A 20,590-nucleotide genomic window follows, 5' to 3' on the forward strand; every position below is an offset into this window, starting at 1 on the left:
GCCCTGCTCTTTAAGAGATTTAACAGCGTCTACAGCTTCTGTTCGTACAACGTCTTTTAGCGCAAGCAATCCCACAATACCATGCTGGTCTTTTGCGTACACAATCGTTTTTCCTTCACTGGCAAGTGTAGATGAAATCCCATTTTCAAATTCAGCTGCATCTTCTTTACCTACAAAATCTGCTTTTCCTATTTTCCACGTATCTCCTTGAAGAGACCCAATGACACCATATCCGGGAACGTCTTCAAGCGAATCTGGCTGAACAAGCGTCAATTCCTGCTTATTTTTCACAAAGTCAACAATAGATTGAGCAAGCGGATGATTGGACTGACGTTCAATTGATGCGATTTTAACAAGAAATTCCTGTTCGTTTATATCAGAACGGACAATGACATTTGTTACTTCTGGCTTTCCTTTTGTTAACGTTCCTGTTTTATCAAAAGCAATTGCGCTTAAATGGCTTAACCTTTCCAAATGCACGCCGCCTTTGAACAAAATTCCTTTTTTTGCTCCGTTTGAAATAGCAGACAGCGAAGCAGGGGTGATAGATGCAACCAGAGCGCAAGGAGACGCTACAACTAAGAGAATCATTGCACGGTAAAATGTCTCGGTCCAGCTCCATCCAAGCACATAGTGTGGGAGAAATAGCATAACTGCCACAACCGATAGAACAATTTTTACGTATGTGCCTTCAAATCGTTCAATAAACAATTGAGAAGGAGACTTTTCACTTTGAGCCGTTTGAACAAGTTGAATGATCTTTTGAAACAGCGTCTCAGCACTTGGCTTTGTCATTTTAATGGTAATGGCGCCTTTCACATTCACCGTGCCCGCGAATACTTCATCATCGAGCTGTTTTAGTACAGGAACAGATTCCCCTGTAATAGCAGCCTGATCAATCGTTGTTTGACCTGAGACAACAATCCCATCGGATGGCACTCGTTCACCCGGCTTAACTAACAGCAAGTCACCGATTTGTAAATCCGAAATGGATACAATTTCTTCTTGATCTCCAATCAGACGCGTTGCTTCTTGCGGCTGTAAATTCATCAAGGCGCTAATTTCTCGGTTGCTTTTATTCATGGTGTACGTTTCTAATGCACCGCTTAATGCAAAAATGAAAATAAGCATAGCACCTTCTGTCCAGTAGCCAATTGCAGCCGCTCCAATGGCTGCAATAATCATTAACATTTCGACATTCAATTCTTTATTTTCAATCGTTTCTTCAATGCCTTCTTTTGCTTTAGCAAATCCGCCTATCACGTAAGCTAATACAAAGAGCGTAATAGATACAGCAGTATCCTGCTGTTTTGACAGCAGCCAGCCGGCTAAAATCAGCACGCCGCTTAACAGTGCAGCAATGAGTTCACCATGTGTTTTTAATACGTTGACAGCAGAAGATGTTTGAGGCGTTTGTTCTTGTTTTTTAGGTAACGCATTTTCCATACAAATCCTCCTTGAACGATAATTGAGAAGAATAATCACAATCATTACCCCTAAAAAAACACGAAAGCTGCCATCTCAGCGATAGCAGCACATTTTTTCAGTTCTTCTCTTTTAAATTGGGATATTTAGTATAGTATAGCACGGAACAAGCAAGGAGGTAACGACTAACGCCTAAAAAATAAAAACAGAATGCAGCTGGACGTCTGCATTCTGTAAAAAACGTACTACATATCTAAATGTTCTTCATAATATTTATAAGCGGAAGTGTAAATGTGCTCGATATCGGCATCCGTCATGTACATTAAGGTTTCACGGTCAATCCCCTTCATCGTTTCAATAAATGTAATCATGTTTTTGCGTTCTTGTCTGCTCATTTATTATTCTCCTCTCCATCTGTTTTAATACAGTTTATTATATTTAATTGTATTATATAACAGAAAAAGTATTTTGTGTGGATTTTTTTTAAAAATAGGCAAAAAAATTTAAAAAGACGTAAATAATTGACTATATAGAAAAAGGTGTTTTATAATTTATATATGAACATATGCTCATATACTTGCATATAATGAACGGAGAGATGTTATGAAAAAAGATGAACATTCGTTTTTATCGCCTCAAACAGTAGAAGAAGCGTCAAGAATACTAAAAGCTATTTCAGATCCTACGAGAATGAAAATTCTTTATTTGCTATTTCAAGAAGAGTGTTCAGTCGGTCATATGGTTGAAGTGCTTGGTGTTTCACAATCAGCTATTTCACATCAGTTAACTCACTTGCGTCATTTACGTTTAGTAAAATATCGTCGTGAAGGGAATACGTATTTCTATACGTACGATGATGAACACGTTGTTGGAATACTGCATCAAGTAATTCAACACGTAGAATGCTCACATAACGAATAAAAGGAGGGGCTTTGCATGAGTCATGATCATCACCACCATCATGGTMACCATCACCATTTTGATACACAGCGTGAAGGCAACAAAAAAGGTCTGTTAATTGCACTCATTATCACCGCCGGTATTATGGTTCTTGAGTTTGTTGGAGGGCTTTTTACAAATAGTTTAGCGTTATTATCCGATAGCGGACACATGCTTTCTGATACAAGCTCACTTGCTCTTAGCCTTGTAGCGATATGGTTTGCTAACCGAGCTGCATCGGCTAAAAAAACGTATGGTTATTATCGTTTTGAAATATTAGCGGCTCTTTTTAACGGAGTGGCACTGTTTGTAATAGCAGGATTTATCATCTATGAAGCCTATCAGCGCGTATTAGAGCCGCAGTCTGTAGCAAGCGGCAGCATGATGCTGATTGCTACTGTTGGTTTACTCGCTAATTTAATCAGCGCATGGTCACTTATGAGACAAGGCGATGTAAAAGGAAATGTAAATTTACGCAGCGCTTACTTACACGTACTGGGAGATGCTTTAGGATCTATTGGAGCTATTGTAGCTGGACTTCTTATGATGCTGTTTGGATGGTATATTGCTGATCCTATTATTTCTGTAGTTGTGTCTGTATTAATTTTAAAAAGTGCTTGGGCCGTGCTTGCCCATAGCATTCATATTTTGATGGAAGGCTCTCCTGAAGGGGTAGATCACAGTGAAATAAAAAACCTTCTTGAAAACATTGAAGGAGTCAAAGATGTGCATGATTTACACATTTGGACGATTACTTCAGGACTGGACTCATTGAGCTGTCATATGCGCGTAGAAGATGAAAAAGATTGTCAGCAAATTTTGCAAAAAGCCATTGATTTAGTACATGATCACTGCGGCATTGAGCATACCACGATACAAATTGAAAAATCAGCTCTTCAGCATCGAACGCTAAAAGTTTAAAGAACGAGCGAGAACCTATAGGTTCTCGCTCGTTTTTTGTTGCATAGGCATCTTTTGTCCGAATACAAAAAGAATAATAAAAATAAAGCCAAGCATCCCGCTAATAATATTAAAAAAGCTGATATGGTGAAAGAACTGAATAAACGTGCCACCTATGTAAGGGCCGGCAAGGCTTCCGATACTAAAAGCAATGCCGCATAGTAAATTACCTGTAGGCAGTAGACGAGCAGGAATCAAATCCGTCATATAGCTGATTCCTAAACTAAACGTCGAGCCTACAACCATGCCAGCTATAAATAAACAAGCTACTAATGGAATAGCGGTCTCTTCCAAGAGACTTGCTGTAAAAAACGTAACGGCTCCAATGGATAAAATCCATCCTAATACCAATTTCCGTCCAAATTTATCGCTCAGTATTCCGAGAGGAAGCTGAAATACAATAGCTCCAACTGCAAAGGAAGTCAGCAGCAGTGAAATAAACTCTACTTGCAAACCAATTCGTAAGCCATATACAGGAAAGCTTCCGTTCAGTGATGATTCTAAAARTCCATATCCAAAAGGCGGCAAAAAAGCAATCCAAGCATACTTAGCCGCCTTAGAAAATCGCTTAGCCGTTTCTTTTAACGAATTAACCTCCACTTCCTGTAGGGGAAATTCATTTTTTATCAAAAATAAAAACACCCATGTTATGAGGCAAAGAGCTGAAGAAATCATAAAAGGAAGCGCTTGGTTAATTTCAATTAACGGCGTCATTAAAGGGCCAACAGCAAAACCAATACCGAAAAAAAGCCCGTACAATGAAATGTTGCGACCTCGTTTATCAGCAGGTGAAGACGATGTAATCCACGTTTGAGTACCAAAGTGCAGCGCGTGATCTCCTATTCCAATAAATAAACGGAGCACAAACCAAAAAACAACAGATTTCCACAGGGGAAACAAAGCTAAAGATACAATAACTAAAAGTCCCCCTGCTGCGATAATTGGTTTATATCCGTATCTGCGAAGCGGCCCTTCCATGAAAGGAGAAATAAATAAAATACCTAGATACAATCCAGTTGCGTTTAATCCGTTTATAGTAGAAGAAAGACCATCTTTCTCAAAAATAATAGCGATTAAAGGCAGCAGCATACCTTGGCTGAATCCAGAAATGGCGACAAGGCTAACTAAAATCCAGAAACGTTGTTTATGAGTAGCACTCACAGCATTCAACCTCTTTTTATCTATATTTTGTCAATCCAACTGTTTAATCGTACAAGGAAAACGCTTTATTGACAAGGATGTAGACGTGCTGTGCTATTAATTTGACATCTTTTTATAAGGAAAGTAGAATAAAACATGTAAATAGTTACATGTTTTAATTTACACTTAAAAGGCGATCGCTAGAATACAAACAGTGCTTAAGAAAATAGCGACATTCACAATCAATGTCGGTACAACGAGTGTCATTGGTCATACAGGAAGTGCAAAATATAAACGCTTACACAACTGCGTTTTTCTAGGCACTGCTGTGAGACACTTAGATCGCGTTGTGTCAGACATATACGAAGTGTTATAAATCAAAGGAGCGATATAAAAATGGGAAAATTTATTGGGAATCATATGATTTACACATACGAAAACGGATGGGAATATGAAATTTATATCAAAAACGAAAATACAATCGATTACCGTATTCATAGCGGAATGGTGGCAGGACGATGGGTTCGCGACCAGAAAGTTGATATTGTGAAATTAACAGAAGGTGTATATAAAGTATCGTGGACTGAACCGACTGGAACAGATGTATCTTTGAACTTTATGCCTGATGAAAAACGGATGCACGGCATTATTTTCTTCCCAAAATGGGTACATGAACATCCTGAAATTACCGTGTGCTATCAAAATGATCATCTTGATTTAATGCATGAATCCCGTGAAAAATACGAAACATATCCTAAATACGTTGTACCCGAATTTGCTGACATTACATTTATCAAAAATGTCGGAGCGAATAATGAGGAAGTTATCGCTCAAGCGCCTTACGAAGGAATGACAAATGATATTCGCGCCGGAAAATTAATTTAACACAGAGTCATAAAAAAGACTGAGACAAAAATATTTTAGCTGAAGGAAGATCCGAACGATGAATCGAGATTCTTGATGGAGAATCAAATTCGTTCGGATCTTTTTATGGTGATGGTGTAACAAGTATCCGTATTGAGAGTGGTTGGTTATATAAAAAGCGGTTTATAATGAAGTAAAGGAGTGAAGGAAATGGAATTTAACATGAAAAAAGAGGCGGGATTTACAACAAATCTTCCTTATGGAGAGCTACATATCGCCGGAGATGAAGAGTATGGCTTTCGTCCGTATCAGCTAATGGTATCGTCCATTGCTGTTTGCAGCGGAGGCGTGTTAAGAAAGATTCTAGAGAAAAAAAGAATTGCTTTTTCTGATTTAAGCATCCAAGCTGGCGTGACGCGAAATGATGAAAAAGCGGGGCGAATCGAAAAAATTCATTTGCACTATATCATTACAGGAGAAGAGCTTCCATTAGACAAAATTGAAAAATCAATTGAGCTAGCACGAAAAAATTGTTCAATGCTACAGTCGGTTATTGACAGTATTGAAGTGACAGTATTGAAGTGACAGAAACCTTCGAAATTAAATGAGGTTGGGACAAAAGTATTTTAGCTGAAGAAGTTCCGAACGATGAATCAAACTCGTTCGGATTTTTTATGGTGTTGTTACAAGCGGTTCAGCTCTTTGCTCCCATTTGTTCGTCTTTAGATGGAATGGACTTAGCTACGTCTCAATCTCATATTTCCTTCGGTTTGCTGCCGGCTTTATCAAAATAGCGGATGCGTTCAGGAGTCAGCTGAAGAAGCAAATAATTTGGATCATCTGGACTTTTAATCCACTCTTTTAACTTTTTATTCCAAAATTTCTTTTTTAACTCTTCGTTTGTTTCTACATTTACTTTGGCTTCTACCTCTACATACGGATCACTCCAACCTTGCCCATCATAGCCTAACAAAATATGAACGTAAGGGTTTTTTTCTAGTTCTTCGACTTTATGGGTATCTTTATTGGTGGCGGTGTAGAGCACAAGATCTTCATGAAAAAACATCATAAAGCGTGAATACGGCTTTCCATCTTGAATGGTAGCTAACGTTCCAATTGTATAGTCATCCAGTACGGATAAAATTTGATTTTTCACATCATTATTGCTCATTTTTTCACTCCTTATTATATCTTTTTACCCTTGGTAGTTTGGCTGATTTTTAACTATCTTAATCAAAAATCAATTAAGGGTTTATCATTTATAAAAATAGGTTAAAAATACTAACATTGACGGTGAGTCTATACAAATTCCATTAATTTGATATGATTGATTTTGTTGTCAAAAAATGAATAAGGTAGGTGTACATATCGATGATCAATCGGATTTTTCTTATAGCGGTTATTCTTGGGGTGCCGCTATCTGTTATTGGGCACATGATGGACTGGTCAGATGTTCTTATGTTTATTATTTACTGTTTAACAATCATTGCCCTCGCAGCTTTTATGGGGAGAGCAACAGAGAGTTTAGCTGTTGTAGCTGGTCCTCGAATAGGCGGACTATTAAACGCTACGTTTGGTAACGCTGTAGAATTAATTATTTCTATTTTTGCTCTAAAAGAAGGTCTTACAGCGGTGGTGCTTGCATCGTTAACCGGTTCTGTATTAGGAAATCTTCTTCTTGTAGGCGGTCTTTCATTCTTCATTGGGGGATTAAAATTTAAGCGTCAAGAATTTAATGTCTATGATGCAAGACATAATTCTGGATTATTGATCTTTGCCGTTATCGTTGCGTTTGTTATTCCTGAAGTGTTTGCTAGTGAAATGGACGAAGCGAAGACCATGTCCCTGAGTGTCGGAATCTCCATTATTCTCATTATCTTGTACTTAGCGGCGTTATTTTTTAAGCTGGTAACGCACCGAGGGGTGTATCAGCATAAAAGTGAAGAAGTGGAAGAACATGAGGAGCCAGAATGGTCAATGTGGAAAGCGATTACTGTTCTCTTTTTGTCTACGTTAGCTGTAGCTTACGTATCCGAAAGCTTGGTTAGTACAATCGAAATTGTATCGGAAAGTTTTGGGTGGAGTGAGCTGTTCATCGGGGTCATCATTGTAGCGATTGTTGGAAACGCAGCAGAGCACGCTTCGGCTATTATTATGGCCGTTAAAAACCGCATGGGTGTAGCTGTTGAAATTGCTGTTGGATCGACTTTACAAGTCGCGATGTTTGTAGCACCGATATTAGTGTTAGTTTCGCTGATGTTCGAAAACCAAATGTCTCTTGTCTTTACTTGGCCTGAGTTGATTGCGATGGTAACGGCCGTATTTTTAACTATTGCTATTTCTAATGACGGAGATACAAACTGGTTCGAAGGTGCAACTCTTTTAGGTGCTTATATTATTATGGGAATTGGTTTTTATCTTATTTAAAAAAGAAGAGGCTGGGACAAACCTGTTTTAGTTGAAGGAAGAATCCGAACGATTAATCGTTCGGATTCTTTTTGTGTAAGTGAATAGAAGAATTTCCCTTTTGGTATTCAGGATAAAACAGGAGATGTTTGAAAAAACTATGGTTGCATTCATTAACGATGTTGAAAGGAGTTTCTAGATGTTACGTAAATTGCTTTTATTTGTGTTTACCATCATTATTTCATTTTCATGTTCAACGAAGATCGCCATTGCGAAAACAGCTCAGCCTACCATCAACGTGCCTTCTTCAGCTTTAAATATTTCAAAAGAAAATACGTATCCAAATGCTAGTCAAGATACGCCATATTTGCAGCCGAGTGAGTTTACAAAAGAGCTCATTGAAACATCAAATGTAAAAATTGAAAACCCTGATTTAATTCGTATATTAAATGAATCAAACATTTCTAAAACTCCATGGGCAATTGGTTTTAGAGCAACCGTCTTTTTAGGACAGTGGCCATTAAATTACGAATCAACAGAAACAAACGTTAACTGGCAACACCAGCGAATCAATACAAATCATTATGATAACAGAGCAGGAAAAAATCAGTACAAAATGATGTACAGCCAGGAAAATCAAAGTCATGTAAAAGGCGGATTAACAGCAAAAGTGCCTCAGCCTGATCATGTGAAACAAATGATGCTAATTGAAGCAGCTAAAAAAACAAAGCTCACTTTATCATTTCAAACGTTTGTAGGTGCCGGAACGAAAAAAGACCAGGTCTATAACGTAGCTCCTAAAAAAGTAGGTTATCTGTATGCGTATACGCCTGCTGTAAGTGAAAAGGGAAAAGTAACATATGGAGAAGTGTATGTTACAGTAAAAGGCAGCAAGCGCTCAATTGTGGTGAGAAATGTAACGTCTCAAGGAATTGGAGCATGGATTCCAGTACAAGATTATGTTTCCTTAAGCTTTGGAGCTTATGACCAGCCGAGATAACAAAAAAGAGATTCCTACGATGGAATCTCTTTTTTGTTATTTTGTAATGCTCGCTTGGAGTTTGCTAAAATCAGTATCTTGATAATAGCTGTTTTTTACCAAAATATTAGGTCCTAAACAAGACACTGCTGAACAATGACAGCTAAGTTCTTTAGAAATCGTGCTTTGCTGCCACATATCAAAAGCGTCTGTAAGCTTTGTATCTTGAATGTTGCCAAGAGGAGGCGTATCACCAAAATCCGTTACGATAATATCTCCGTCGAAAATATTTACATTTAGGCGAGAGCGCCCGTCTGGATCGTTTCGAACGGTTACATTTTTACTGCTATACAAGCGCTGTAAAAGCGATAAGTCTTCCTCATTATTACTGCATGCATAAAACGGCAGCGTGCCGAATAGCATCCACACATTTTTATCTCGAATATCAAGAAGGTGATGAATAGCTTTACGCATTTCAGGAAGAGATAACGTTTCTAGAGTGCTAGCAAAGTCACTTGGATACATAGGGTGTACTTCGTGACGCTGACAAAGCATTTCATCAACAATTTGACGATGAATCTTTTCCATGTGAGGAAGCGTACGTTTATTTAACATCGTTTCAGCTGATACGGTTACACCCGCTTTTACAAGCGCGCGGCTGTTTTCAATCATACGGTCAAAATATTTGGCGCGCTGCTCATAAGTAGGCTTTCGCTCCATCATTGCAAAGCCAGCTTCCACAAAATCGTCCATCGTTCCCCAGTTGTGAGAAATATGTAAAACATCTAAATAAGGAATGATTTGTTCGTAACGTGCAAGATCCAATGTTAAATTTGAATTAATCTGTGTACGGACACCTCGTTCATGTGCATACTTTAATAAAGGCACCACATAATTTTTCACAGAAGATAGAGACATCATCGGCTCTCCGCCCGTAATGCTTAAAGCTCGAAGAGTTGGAATTTCATCGAGACGTTTTAAAATTAAATCAAGCGGCAGTGCGTTTGGGTCTTTTGGCTGCAGCGTATATCCAACTGCGCAGTGCTCACATCGCATATTACAAAGCGTCGTTGTGGTAAATTCAACGTTTGTAAGCGTCGGTTTGCCATATTGTTTCATATCTAAATACGCTTCCCACGGATCGAACTCCGGGGTAATTCGTTGTAAAGTGGCCATAAAAAAACTCCTTTTATTTTTCCGTAAAGTGAAATAATGATGAAAACATCTCACGGTCCGTCCTGCTAGACTAAATTATACGTCTCATTCAAAACGGACACCAGTGACTATTATGGATTTTATTGCTTTTAGTTGTCAAATATGAAAGTATTCGTTAGGATATAAGGAAATACGAATGAAAAGCTATATCAGGAGGGTTTAAAATGGGAAACGCCGTTCGAGATAAAGATTCACAAGTACGTTATTTAAAAGATCGTTTAAATATGTTTGTACACGTATTAGACTCTATGGAGCCTGAAAACACAGACCTAGAAGACATTGACCGTTTGATTACGATGATTGATGACCTCGAATCAAAATGTGAGCAGTTTAAAAAAGATAAAGAATGAACAAAGAAAAAAGCGCTAGAAAAACTAGCGCTTTTTTGCTTGAAGTGGAAATCCTCCTATAAAGGTCTTTCGAAACAATTTTTGAAGGAGTATAATAAATTTTGAAAGTTGTACGACAGATAGATAAATACATACATTAGCGGGATATGGGAGGAATTAAGTGATGATTGAAGCTTTAAAACAAAGCATGTACGATTTAATTGTTGAAACATCTACAAAATTGCCAAAAGACGTTCGACGTGCTATCGCAAAGGCAAAAGCGCGTGAAAATGCAGGAACGCGTGCAGCAATGTCTTTAGCGACCATTACCAATAATATTAAGATGGCGGATGATAATTTATCGCCAATTTGTCAAGATACGGGTATGCCAACATTTAAAATTAAAACCCCTGTAGGAGTGAATCAGCTTCAAATTAAAGAAGCGATTTATTGGGCAATTGAAGAAGCAACAAAGCACGGAAAGCTTCGCCCTAACTCCGTAGATTCGTTAACGGGAGAAAACAGCGGTAATAATTTAGGCGGCGGCACGCCGGTTATTAAGTTTGAGCAGTGGGAAAATGACTATATTGATGCGCGTCTTATTCTAAAAGGCGGCGGCTGTGAAAATAAAAACATTCAGTACAGCCTGCCTTGTGAAGTAGAAGGTTTAGGTRGAGCTGGCCGTGATTTAGACGGCATTCGTAAATGTGTGATGCACTCTGTGTATCAAGCACAAGGTCAAGGCTGTAGTGCCGGCGTCATTGGTGTTGGAATCGGTGGCGACCGTACAACAGGCTATGAATTAGCAAAAGAGCAGCTGTTCCGAAACTTAGATGACGAAAATCCAAATGCTCAGCTGAAAGAATTAGAAGAGTATGTAATGGAAAATGCTAATAAGTTAGGAATCGGCACGATGGGTTTTGGCGGAGAAACGACATTACTTGGCTGTAAAGTCGGCGTAATCAATCGTATTCCTGCTAGCTTCTATGTGTCAGTTGCGTATAATTGCTGGGCTTACCGCCGCTTAGGTATTAAAATCAACGCCGATACAGGAAGTGTTCAAGAGTGGCTGTATCAAGAAGGCGAAGAAGTAGATTTTAATAAAAATGCAGGCGCCGAAGAGAAGCAAAATGCGGATGAAACAAAAGAAGTTGTATTACAAGCACCTATTACAGAAGAGCAAATTCGTGAATTAAAAGTTGGCGACGTGGTGCGCATCAACGGTATGATGTATACAGGACGCGACGCTATCCATAAACATTTAACAGATCACGATGCACCAATTGATTTAAATGGACAAATCATTTATCACTGTGGTCCGGTTATGTTAAAGGACGAAGACGAAAAATGGCACGTAACCGCTGCAGGACCAACAACAAGTATCCGTGAAGAACCTTACCAAGGGGATATTATGAAGAAATTTGGTATCCGCGCGGTTATCGGTAAAGGCGGTATGGGTCCTAAAACGCTTGCTGCTCTTCAAGAGCATGGCGGTGTATACTTAAATGCGATCGGAGGAGCTGCACAGTACTATGCTGATTGTATCAAGAGCGTAGAAGGCGTTGATTTGATGCAGTTTGGTATTCCTGAAGCAATGTGGCATTTAAAAGTAGAAGGCTTTACAGCTGTAGTGACGATGGATTCACATGGAAACAGCTTGCATGCAGATGTAGATAAGTCTTCATTTGAAAAGCTTGAGCAATTTAAAGAACCGGTATTTAAATAAACATACATCAAAAGCGTATGGTAAAAAGTAACGTTCATGAACGAGAAAATTGAGTGGATACTAAGCGTAAAATGACTTCCGAAAGGAGCTTCTTATGCGCCGGTTCACCTTTTTTCTCGTTTTTTTATTCGTGATGTCAATAGGCATAGCATCTGTTGAAGCACAAATGTATCCAAACAATCCGATCAGCTGGGGATTTCAAAAAAGTAAAAATCACAAGCCCGCATCCGCAGGTACAGCTTATGAACAAATTCTTGCTAAGTATGATGCTTTTTACCTCGGAGATACAAATAAAAAAAATATTTACTTAACGTTTGATAATGGTTATGAAAATGGTTATACACCGCAGGTATTAGACGTGCTCAAAAAAAGAAAGGTTCCTGCCACATTCTTTGTAACAGGACACTATTTAAAAGAAGAGCCTAAGCTTATTAAGCGAATGGTAAAAGAAGGGCATATTGTCGGGAATCATTCATGGCATCACCCTGACTTAACTCAAGTGGATGACGCACGTTTTAAAGAGGAATTGCAAAAAGTAAAAGATGAATACAAGAATATTACTGGTCGTGATGAAATGAAATACCTTCGCTCACCTAGAGGGGTATTTAGTGAACGAACGCTAGCTCTTTCAAAGCAAGAGGGCTATACGAATGTATTTTGGTCACTTGCATTCGTTGACTGGAAAGTGAATGAACAAAAAGGCTGGCGCTACTCATACGACAATATGATGGCTCAAATACATCCAGGTGCAATCATGCTTTTGCATACCGTTTCAAAGGATAACGCAGATGCGTTAGATCAAGCGATTGTGGATTTAAAAAAGCAGGGCTATACGTTTAAAAGTATTGATGATTTAATGAACGAACGCAAACAAATGAAGAAAAGTCCTTCTAAAACGAAATAAAGATAAAAACCGATGGGAATGTTTCTCCTGTCGGTTTTTTGCTGTTGAAGTGTTATAATATGCGTTGATGTCTTTTTTAAAGCGATACGGTCTAATAGGTTTTAAGCAGATAAAGACCGTTAATAACTATATAAAGAATTTAAACTAATCGGAGTTGGTCTCATGAATAAACCAAAAACTGAAATGAAAGTTCAAAAAGGACAAACGTTTCCGTTGACGATAAAAAGACTCGGTATTAATGGAGAAGGCGTAGGATATTTTAAGCGCCAAGTCGTCTTCGTGCCGGGAGCATTACCAAATGAAGAAGTGGTTGTAGAAGCAACAAATGTCCAGCATAAGTTTGCGGAAGGGAAAATCAAGCGAATTCGCAAAAAATCTCCTCATCGCGTAGATGCGCCCTGTCCTATTTACGAACAGTGCGGAGGCTGTCAGCTTCAGCACTTATCCTATGAAGGTCAGCTAGAATCGAAGCGTGATATTGTTCTGCAAGCGTTCGAACGTCACAGTTCATTAAAAAAAGTAGAGGAAAAAACACGCCAAACAATTGGCATGGAAAATCCTTGGGGCTATCGTAATAAATCACAATTCCAAGTAGGTGTGGATAAACAAAAAGTCATCGCTGGTTTGTATGGACTGAACTCTCATCGACTGATTGACATTGAAAACTGTCCTATTCAGCATGGAGCCACGAATCACGTGACAAAAGAAATAAAACGAATTTTACAAGATCTTCAAATTCCTATCTACAATGAACGCAAACGCCGTGGTATTGTACGTACCATCGTATCTCGAGTAGGCTTTGAAACGGGTGAAGTGCAAATTGTCTTGATTACGGCTAAAAAAGACATTCCGAAAAAAGAGCTGCTGATTAAAGAAATTCAGCGCCGCCTACCGGAAGTGAAATCACTCGTACAAAACGTAAACGGTCAAAAAACATCGCTTATTTTTGGAGACGAAACGTTTACACTTGCTGGAAAGTCGGTGATTCAAGAAACGTTAGGAGATATCTCGTTCGAACTTTCAGCGCGTGCATTCTTCCAGTTGAATCCTCTTCAAACCGTGAAGCTATACGACGAAGTAAAAAAAGCAGCTGCGCTAACAGGCACTGAAAAAATTGTAGATGCTTACTGCGGAGTAGGGACAATTGGCTTATGGCTTGCTAAAGATGCCAAAGAAATTCGCGGAATGGATACGATTGAAGAATCGATTGCAGACGCAAGAAAAAATGCCCAAGATCATGGGTTTGAGCATGCTACGTACGTAACGGGTCCGGCTGAGAAATGGATGCCGCAGTGGGTAAAAGAAGGCTGGAAGCCAGACGTTATCGTCGTTGATCCGCCGCGAACAGGCTGTGATGACAAGCTTCTAAAAACGATTTTACAAGTGAAGCCAAAGAAAGTGGTTTACGTTTCTTGTAATCCATCCACATTAGCCAAAGATGTGCAGCAACTGTCGAAGGCTTATCATGTTGATTACATTCAGCCTGTTGATATGTTCCCTCATACGGCGCATGTGGAGAATGTGGTGAGTTTGACGTTAAAGAAATGAATAGAAAAAGAGTAAAGGGCAGATTTGATTCTGCTCTTTTTTCTTTGAGCTGTACTCTTATTAATGGAGAAAGTTGTTAAAATTCCACATCTGTTCTTTTAGTGTAAAAAATATCTTAGTATATTGAGATGGAATTCTCATAAAGTCTAGTCTTGGAAAGTGTTACATCGCTAAAGAGAGATTACATAAGAGGGTTAATGCCTTTAAGAAAAACTATAATGACGTCTTTTATACAAATAATAAACGCAAACTCTATCCCAAAACCCAAACCTTTAACCACATCGATAATACTATATTAATAAAACTACTAAAAAGTATGTATAAAGGAGCAGAGGTCAGATGGACTCAATGTTTTTAAAAGGGCTTACGGGAGAAGCGGTAACGCCAAAAGATCCCATTTATGAGGAGGCTCGTCAGGAATGGAATCGCGCTATTGATAAATTTCCGCTTGTGATTGTGTACTGTGAAAAAAAGCAGGATGTTGTGAATGCGATCCGCTGGGCGCGCAAGCATCGTGTTGAGATTCGTATTCGATCTGGCGGTCATCATTATGAAGGATATTCTACAGGTGAYTGTGTATTAGTCATTGATATTAGTCGATTAAATAGGTTGAAATTAGATAAAAAACGGAACATTTTAAAGATGGAAGCAGGAGCGAAAAATACGGAAGTGTATGATTTCATCGGTTCGAACGGATATGTGTTTCCAGGAGGAACGTGTCCGACTGTTGGCGTGTCGGGCTTTACGCTCGGAGGAGGCTGGGGACTTTCGAGCAGACTTTACGGGTTAGGATGCGACAGCTTGATAGAGCTAGAATTAGTCAATTATGAAGGAAGGCTCATCAAAGCAAACGAATCGTGTAAAGCTGATCTTTTTTGGGCATGCCGCGGTGCCGGTGGCGGTAACTTTGGCGTTGTAGTAAGCATGACGTTTCAGCTTCCAAAGCCAACGAACAACTCTGTGACGCTCGTTCGATTCTTTTATGTAGGTACTACAAAAGAAAAGCAGACACAAGTGATGAATATATGGCAAAACTGGCTGCCCGAACTGGACAAACGTATGACGCTAGTTGCAAGCTTTTATAATGCAGAAGGAGAAGGGTTAGGCATATTTGCAAACGGATTCTTTTACGGCTCCCCAGAAAGAGCTCGGAAGATTTTGCAGCCTTTTGCAGAAGTAGAAGGGTTTCGAGTAGAGCTGGAATCATTATCTTTTCTTGAAGCGGTAAAAAAAATAGAGGCAACCTATCCTCCGTCTGAAAAATTTAAGTCAACGGGAAGATTTGTGCACAGAAGCTATTCACGTGGTGAGCTTGAAAATCTTACAGATCTCATACAGCGTCCGGCAGAAGGGTCCGTTTATGCCGCGATTTCTTTTTATGCACTAGGAGGAGAAATCCGCAGTGTTGGTAAAAGAGAAACGGCTTTTTTCTACAGAAACGCCAGATATATTATGGGGTTTCAGTCTGTATGGACAGAAGATGTATTTGCAAGAGCAAACAGAGATTGGCTTCGCAAGCGATTTGAATATATTAAAAGTATTACGATAGGCTCCTATGTGAATTTCCCTATCAGTAACCTTAGAAACTACGAGCATGAGTATTTTGGAGACAACGCAGAGAGATTAGAAAGAGTGAACAAAAAGTACGATCCGTTTAATGTGTTCAGGTTCGCGCAAGGACTCAGGTAGCGTGAGGAAAAGGATACTAAGTTGACGATTGAAAATGTTCGATTACCTTTTTTCGAAGAAGGTAAATAAATGAAAGTAATCTTTCCTGTTGACAAAGTATCCAACTGGTATTAGAATAAACAACTATTCGACAGTCATTCTATTGATTGAAAAATTTAATACGTAGAAAGCTATGATTGCTATGGATCACACTATAGCAGGAGCAGCTTCTGGAGAGATCGCGATAGTTTCGCGACGCCGAAGGGTTCACAATCTCAGGCAAAAGGACAGAAGAGTACCGGATATTTATTTGGCATGTTACTAATTGGTAGCATGTACCTTAATATTTGTTATTCTTATGACCATGAGATTGGAGCGCATCCAATCTCTTTTTTTATTGGACTTTATTTGTAGTCCGCACGATCGCATCAAAGGTTTTATTGTTAGGAGGAGTTAGAGTTGGAACAACGAGAATTAAAGAGGGATTTATCCAATCGTCATGTTCAGCTAATTGCGATTGGGGGAACCATTGGTACGGGCTTGTTTTTAGGTTCTGGTAAAGCAATACAGCTTGCAGGTCCCTCTATCATCTTTGCTTATTTAATTGTTGGTATTGCGCTTTTTTTTGTGATGAGAGCGCTAGGAGAACTACTGCTGTCTAAAGCAGGTTATCAATCGTTAACTGATATTGCTGAAGAGTATCTTGGACCATGGGCGTCATTTGTAACGGGATGGACCTACTGGTTTTGCTGGATTATGACAGCTATGGCTGATGTGATTGCAGTTGGCGTATATGTGAAATATTGGTTCAATATTCCTCAGTGGATTCCGGCACTTATTTGTGTAATCATTTTATTAGGTCTTAACTTATTAACCGTAAAATTATTTGGAGAATTAGAGTTTTGGTTTGCTTTAATAAAGGTTATTACGATTCTTGCATTAATTATTATTGGCGTTATTTTGCTGGTAATGGGATTTAAAACAGATGCGGGATCTGTTACTGTTCAAAACCTTTGGAATCATGGAGGGCTGTTTCCAAATGGGGTTTCAGGTTTCTTACTTTCATTCCAAATGGTTATATTTGCATACGTCGGGGTTGAATTGGTAGGGGTATCGGCAGCAGAAACATCAAACCCCCAAAAAAATATTCCATCGGCCATTAATAAAATTCCGCTGCGAATCTTATTTTTCTATGTTGGAGCGCTTATCGTTCTGTTGTTTATTAACCCGTGGATGGAATTAAATGCAGCAGAAAGCCCATTTGTTAAAACCTTTAGTTTAGTCGGAATTCCGCTTGCTGCTGGAATTATTAATTTTGTTGTACTAACTTCAGCCGCTTCTGCCTGTAATAGCGGAATGTTTTCAACAAGCCGTATCTTATATAATTTAAGTAAAAATGACCAAGGGCCATCTAAGTTTGCAAAACTGAACAAAAACCACGTACCAAGCAACGGATTGTTCGTATCTACGCTGGTCATCTCAGCGGGAGCTCTTTTAAGCAAGCTTATACCAGACCAAGCTTTCGGCATCGTCACGACCATTAGCGCTATTTGTTTTATTTGGGTGTGGAGTATCATTCTCATTTGCCATCTAAGGTATAAAAAGACGCGTCCGCAGCTGCATGCAGCATCAGTATTCAAAGCACCGTTAACACCATTCATAAACTATGTTGTGTTAGCTTTGTTTGCGGTGATTCTTGTTATTATGCTGTTTTCTGACGCGACGCGCCCAGCCTTATTGTTGACGCCCGTTTGGTTTATTCTCTTATTTATTTTTTACTGGACTAGAAGGAAAAAGAAAATAAATCTTTAAAGGCTAGAAAATCAGCAGGGAACAAACATGATTTTTTATAAAAGAATATAGTAAATTTCTGACCTCATCACTCCGTGATGAGGTCTTTTTAGTGGAGAATAAATAATTGATTTCTCCTGCATGAATAAAATGCAGGAAGCAAAGTTTATAGAAGAAAACTAAAAATTTGTTCTAACAGAAAACACAGTGAGAAAGCTCGTAGTTTTCTGATAGGAATGTAGAACAAATTGCTTTTCTTCTGTGTCTAAAGATGGAATTCCGTCATTTATATGGAAAAGTTTTCATTTTGCAGTACAATGGAGGTAGACTTCATTAGATTAAGGTGAACAAACATGAAATGGTTTAAATCTCATACGTTTTGGAAAATCTTCACGATTAATGTGCTTCTTATTTGTACCGTACTGACGCTAATGTTTATTGTTTCAAGAGTGATGCTGCCTAATATTTCTCAAGATCAATATCGGCAGGTAACTGATAAAACCGTCAAGAGAATGAAAGAGCAAATTAACGTCGTCATTAAAGATATTTGGAGCCTAGGCGACGAGGTACAGCAAGATCCTATTTTTTTATCGGATGATGAACAAGAAATAGACAAAGAATTGCAAAAAATAGTTAATATTTCACCGTATATCGATAGCGGAACCATTTTTAATGTAAAAGGGTATGTTGAGCATTATTACCCGAATGATTTAAAGAATATGAAACATGTGAACTTAAGTAAAAGAAAATATTTTCAAGAAGCGCTGCGAACCAAAAAAATATATTTAAGCGATGTCGTTTCAGCAGATACAAAGCACTACATTGTGGTGATGGCGATTCCTATTTTGGATGGGCAGCACAATGTAAAAAAGGTTGTAAATTTAGCGCTGCGAATTGAAGAAAATAAAAGTTTTCAATCTATCTTTCAAACGTTTGATATAGGAGAGAACGGCTATACATTTATTGTAGACCGCAATGGTAGAATTATTTCCCACCCAGAGAAACAGAGAATCGGTGAAAATGCTAAGAAAAACGAAATCGTTCAGAAAACGATGAATCATAAATCAGGATATCAGCGCGTTGTGAACACCGAAGGTAAGTATTTCTTTGCGTCTTTCGAATATATTCCTGTTTTGGATTGGGGAATTGTCGCTGAATTACCCGTTGAAGAAATTTACAGGCCTTATGAAATGTTTGAAAAAACGCTTTGGATCGTTTCAGGGGTTACGATTTTACTGCTTTCTTTTTTTACTGCGTTATATGCAAGGCAAATTGTGAATCCAATTCATAAACTATATGAATTGGCGGGCCAAGTAGCGCGCGGGAATTTTAATCAAAAAATTCCGGAACGAGAAATTGAGCGGGGCGAAATCGGTATTTTATCTAAACAGTTTAATGAAATGATTAGCTATATACGCCATTCTAAAGCGAATTTACAGCAAAAAGAAAATCAGCTGCAGGAACAAAAAACGTTTTTAAGACAAGTTATTGACATTAATCCAAGCTATATTTATGCTATCAATCAAAAAAGGGAATTCATTCTCGTTAATGAATCTTTTGCAATGCTCTTAGGTGAAAAATCTGATGACTTAATTGGACAATCAATTGATAAATATCAGTTCAACCTTCAATCAGATCTTTTATATAAAGGGGCGTTTTCAAACTGTACCCAAAAAGGAATGGTATTAGAAGAACAGTTTAAAGATTCGAAAGGAAACCGGCGCTGGGTCGAAACAGCAAAACTTCCTATCATGAATGAAAAACAGGAAGTGATTCAAATGCTGTGTGTATCGACGGATATTACGGAGCGTAAAAAGGCAGAAGAGAAGCTTAGAACTTCTGAGAAGCTAGCMGTGGTAGGAGAACTTGCAGCTGGAGTGGCTCATGAAATCAAAAATCCTTTAACTTCTTTAAAAGGTTTTGTTCACTTATTAAAAGAACAACATCCTAAAGATGCTTTGTATATAGATATCATGGAAACTGAATTAGAACGAATGAATGGAATCGTAGAAGAATTTTTGATGTTAGGAAAACCTCAGGTAATGAAGGTTGAATCTTTGAATATGCAAGCGCTTGTTCAAGAAGTGTGCTCACTTCTTGAACCTGAAGCAGTAGAAAAGGAAGTAGCTTTCATATTTGAAAGAGACGACCAGTTACCAAAGGTGTATGGAGATAAAAATCAGTTAAAACAAGTATTCATTAATATTATTAAAAATTCTATCGAAGCAATGCCTGAAGGAGGAGCTATTCATATTACGATTAAAGTAAAAGAAAACCACCTTTGGCTGCAGCTTGCTGATGAAGGACAAGGTATTCCTCCTGAACGGTTAGCAAAGATAGGTGAGCCTTTTTATAGTACAAAAGAAAAAGGTACAGGTTTAGGATTGATGGTCAGCTATCGGATTATTAAAGCTCATCACGCTCAGATGACGTTTTCTAGTCAGTTAGATAAAGGAACAAGTGTGGATATATTGTTTCCAATCATAAAAAAGTAGGGGAAGTTTCCCCTACTTTTTATTATTATACTTATAATATATCGAAAGCCTTGATGGTACTAAAATCAATGAAGTACTAAAGAAGATATCCACAGGTTAACAAGAAGTTAACTGCTGAATTATATAGGATATTCACAACTTTATCCACACTATTCACATTTTTTCAGAAAATTTACATAAAAATTACCCACTGTTATTTCA

19 protein-coding genes and 1 riboswitch are annotated in these 20,590 nt (G+C 38.4%); of the genes, 14 read left to right on the forward strand and 5 right to left on the reverse strand.

Going from position 1 to position 20,590, the window contains the following annotated elements; genetic code table 11:
- Together AC1DRF_RS02350 and AC1DRF_RS02355 are read right to left on the reverse strand one after the other, a co-directional pair.
- On the reverse strand, positions 1–1,446 hold a 1,446-nt coding region (locus AC1DRF_RS02350; RefSeq protein ID WP_477740295.1), incomplete at its 3' end, for a heavy metal translocating P-type ATPase.
- Between the two features lie 224 nt (positions 1,447–1,670).
- On the reverse strand, positions 1,671–1,820 hold the full coding sequence (locus AC1DRF_RS02355) for a BH0509 family protein (RefSeq protein WP_013055132.1): 150 nt from the start codon (positions 1,818–1,820) through the stop codon (positions 1,671–1,673).
- A gap of 208 nt (positions 1,821–2,028) precedes the next feature.
- On the opposite strand from AC1DRF_RS02355, the gene AC1DRF_RS02360 reads away from it, so the two are divergent.
- Entirely contained in the window at positions 2,029–2,346 is a 318-nt protein-coding gene (locus tag AC1DRF_RS02360; protein ID WP_097824770.1) for an ArsR/SmtB family transcription factor, read from the forward strand.
- 15 nt (positions 2,347–2,361) lie between these two features.
- Entirely contained in the window at positions 2,362–3,285 is a 924-nt protein-coding gene (locus AC1DRF_RS02365) for a cation diffusion facilitator family transporter (protein WP_477740296.1), read from the forward strand.
- Between the two features lie 15 nt (positions 3,286–3,300).
- Here the strand turns inward: AC1DRF_RS02365 and AC1DRF_RS02370 are convergent, their stop codons facing one another.
- Positions 3,301–4,485, reverse strand: a complete 1,185-nt coding sequence (locus AC1DRF_RS02370; RefSeq protein WP_477740297.1) for an MFS transporter — start codon at positions 4,483–4,485, stop codon at positions 3,301–3,303.
- A 193-nt stretch (positions 4,486–4,678) separates the two neighbouring features.
- On the opposite strand from AC1DRF_RS02370, the gene AC1DRF_RS02375 reads away from it, so the two are divergent.
- The 3 genes from AC1DRF_RS02375 to AC1DRF_RS02385 all read left to right on the forward strand — a co-directional run bounded on the left by AC1DRF_RS02375 (position 4,679) and on the right by AC1DRF_RS02385 (position 5,913).
- Entirely contained in the window at positions 4,679–4,840 is a 162-nt protein-coding gene (locus AC1DRF_RS02375; RefSeq protein WP_141425884.1) for a DUF3237 domain-containing protein, read from the forward strand.
- Between the two features lie 20 nt (positions 4,841–4,860).
- Positions 4,861–5,349: a phenolic acid decarboxylase gene (locus tag AC1DRF_RS02380; protein WP_230931707.1), complete on the forward strand. Its 489-nt coding sequence runs from the start codon at positions 4,861–4,863 to the stop codon at positions 5,347–5,349.
- A 189-nt stretch (positions 5,350–5,538) separates the two neighbouring features.
- The gene (locus AC1DRF_RS02385; protein WP_477740298.1) at positions 5,539–5,913 is read left to right on the forward strand and encodes an OsmC family protein; all 375 of its coding nucleotides are present in this window, start codon (positions 5,539–5,541) and stop codon (positions 5,911–5,913) included.
- Between the two features lie 169 nt (positions 5,914–6,082).
- On the opposite strand, the gene AC1DRF_RS02390 is transcribed toward AC1DRF_RS02385, so the two are convergent.
- On the reverse strand, positions 6,083–6,499 hold the full coding sequence (locus AC1DRF_RS02390; RefSeq protein ID WP_237075123.1) for a pyridoxamine 5'-phosphate oxidase family protein: 417 nt from the start codon (positions 6,497–6,499) through the stop codon (positions 6,083–6,085).
- 200 nt (positions 6,500–6,699) lie between these two features.
- Between AC1DRF_RS02390 and cax the strand changes: the two genes are divergently transcribed.
- A complete protein-coding gene (gene cax / locus AC1DRF_RS02395; RefSeq protein ID WP_477740299.1) occupies positions 6,700–7,755 on the forward strand; it encodes a calcium/proton exchanger in 1,056 nt (351 codons plus the stop codon).
- A gap of 178 nt (positions 7,756–7,933) precedes the next feature.
- Positions 7,934–8,734 carry a YfkD famly protein gene (locus AC1DRF_RS02400; protein WP_043977853.1) on the forward strand — a complete coding sequence of 267 codons (801 nt, stop codon included), beginning with the start codon at positions 7,934–7,936 and terminating at the stop codon, positions 8,732–8,734.
- Positions 8,735–8,770: 36 nt separating this feature from the next.
- Here the strand turns inward: AC1DRF_RS02400 and yfkAB are convergent, their stop codons facing one another.
- On the reverse strand, positions 8,771–9,889 hold the full coding sequence (gene yfkAB, locus AC1DRF_RS02405; RefSeq protein WP_097824775.1) for a radical SAM/CxCxxxxC motif protein YfkAB: 1,119 nt from the start codon (positions 9,887–9,889) through the stop codon (positions 8,771–8,773).
- Between the two features lie 203 nt (positions 9,890–10,092).
- On the opposite strand from yfkAB, the gene AC1DRF_RS02410 reads away from it, so the two are divergent.
- The 7 genes from AC1DRF_RS02410 to AC1DRF_RS02440 all read left to right on the forward strand — a co-directional run bounded on the left by AC1DRF_RS02410 (position 10,093) and on the right by AC1DRF_RS02440 (position 20,389).
- Complete coding sequence (locus AC1DRF_RS02410) at positions 10,093–10,278, forward strand: SE1561 family protein (protein ID WP_427076816.1); 186 nt, start codon at positions 10,093–10,095, stop codon at positions 10,276–10,278.
- Positions 10,279–10,441: 163 nt separating this feature from the next.
- Complete coding sequence (locus AC1DRF_RS02415) at positions 10,442–11,983, forward strand: fumarate hydratase (protein WP_477740300.1); 1,542 nt, start codon at positions 10,442–10,444, stop codon at positions 11,981–11,983.
- Positions 11,984–12,077: 94 nt separating this feature from the next.
- Positions 12,078–12,887 carry a delta-lactam-biosynthetic de-N-acetylase gene (gene pdaA / locus AC1DRF_RS02420; protein ID WP_043977856.1) on the forward strand — a complete coding sequence of 270 codons (810 nt, stop codon included), beginning with the start codon at positions 12,078–12,080 and terminating at the stop codon, positions 12,885–12,887.
- A gap of 162 nt (positions 12,888–13,049) precedes the next feature.
- Entirely contained in the window at positions 13,050–14,435 is a 1,386-nt protein-coding gene (gene rlmD, locus AC1DRF_RS02425; protein ID WP_477740301.1) for a 23S rRNA (uracil(1939)-C(5))-methyltransferase RlmD, read from the forward strand.
- Between the two features lie 339 nt (positions 14,436–14,774).
- Entirely contained in the window at positions 14,775–16,124 is a 1,350-nt protein-coding gene (locus AC1DRF_RS02430; RefSeq protein WP_477740302.1) for an FAD-binding oxidoreductase, read from the forward strand.
- A 199-nt stretch (positions 16,125–16,323) separates the two neighbouring features.
- Positions 16,324–16,404: riboswitch (glycine riboswitch) on the forward strand.
- A gap of 158 nt (positions 16,405–16,562) precedes the next feature.
- The gene (locus tag AC1DRF_RS02435) at positions 16,563–17,915 is read left to right on the forward strand and encodes an amino acid permease (RefSeq protein WP_477740303.1); all 1,353 of its coding nucleotides are present in this window, start codon (positions 16,563–16,565) and stop codon (positions 17,913–17,915) included.
- Between the two features lie 332 nt (positions 17,916–18,247).
- Entirely contained in the window at positions 18,248–20,389 is a 2,142-nt protein-coding gene (locus AC1DRF_RS02440; protein WP_477740304.1) for a cache domain-containing protein, read from the forward strand.
- Positions 20,390–20,590: the final 201 nt, after the last annotated feature.

The organism is Priestia sp. P5_B4, assembly GCF_056400385.1.

Excerpts from the sequence above, each read along its gene's own strand:
- rlmD (WP_477740301.1), top strand. The coding sequence starts at position 13,050 with ATGAATAAACCAAAAACTGAAATGAAAGTTCAAAAAGGACAAACGTTT.
- yfkAB (WP_097824775.1), bottom strand. The coding sequence starts at position 9,889 with ATGGCCACTTTACAACGAATTACCCCGGAGTTCGATCCGTGGGAAGCG.
- AC1DRF_RS02380 (WP_230931707.1), top strand. The coding sequence starts at position 4,861 with ATGGGAAAATTTATTGGGAATCATATGATTTACACATACGAAAACGGA.
- AC1DRF_RS02355 (WP_013055132.1), bottom strand. The coding sequence starts at position 1,820 with ATGAGCAGACAAGAACGCAAAAACATGATTACATTTATTGAAACGATG.
- AC1DRF_RS02400 (WP_043977853.1), top strand. The coding sequence starts at position 7,934 with ATGTTACGTAAATTGCTTTTATTTGTGTTTACCATCATTATTTCATTT.
- pdaA (WP_043977856.1), top strand. The coding sequence starts at position 12,078 with ATGCGCCGGTTCACCTTTTTTCTCGTTTTTTTATTCGTGATGTCAATA.
- cax (WP_477740299.1), top strand. The coding sequence starts at position 6,700 with ATGATCAATCGGATTTTTCTTATAGCGGTTATTCTTGGGGTGCCGCTA.
- AC1DRF_RS02385 (WP_477740298.1), top strand. The coding sequence starts at position 5,539 with ATGGAATTTAACATGAAAAAAGAGGCGGGATTTACAACAAATCTTCCT.
- AC1DRF_RS02360 (WP_097824770.1), top strand. The coding sequence starts at position 2,029 with ATGAAAAAAGATGAACATTCGTTTTTATCGCCTCAAACAGTAGAAGAA.
- AC1DRF_RS02410 (WP_427076816.1), top strand. The coding sequence starts at position 10,093 with ATGGGAAACGCCGTTCGAGATAAAGATTCACAAGTACGTTATTTAAAA.
- AC1DRF_RS02390 (WP_237075123.1), bottom strand. The coding sequence starts at position 6,499 with ATGAGCAATAATGATGTGAAAAATCAAATTTTATCCGTACTGGATGAC.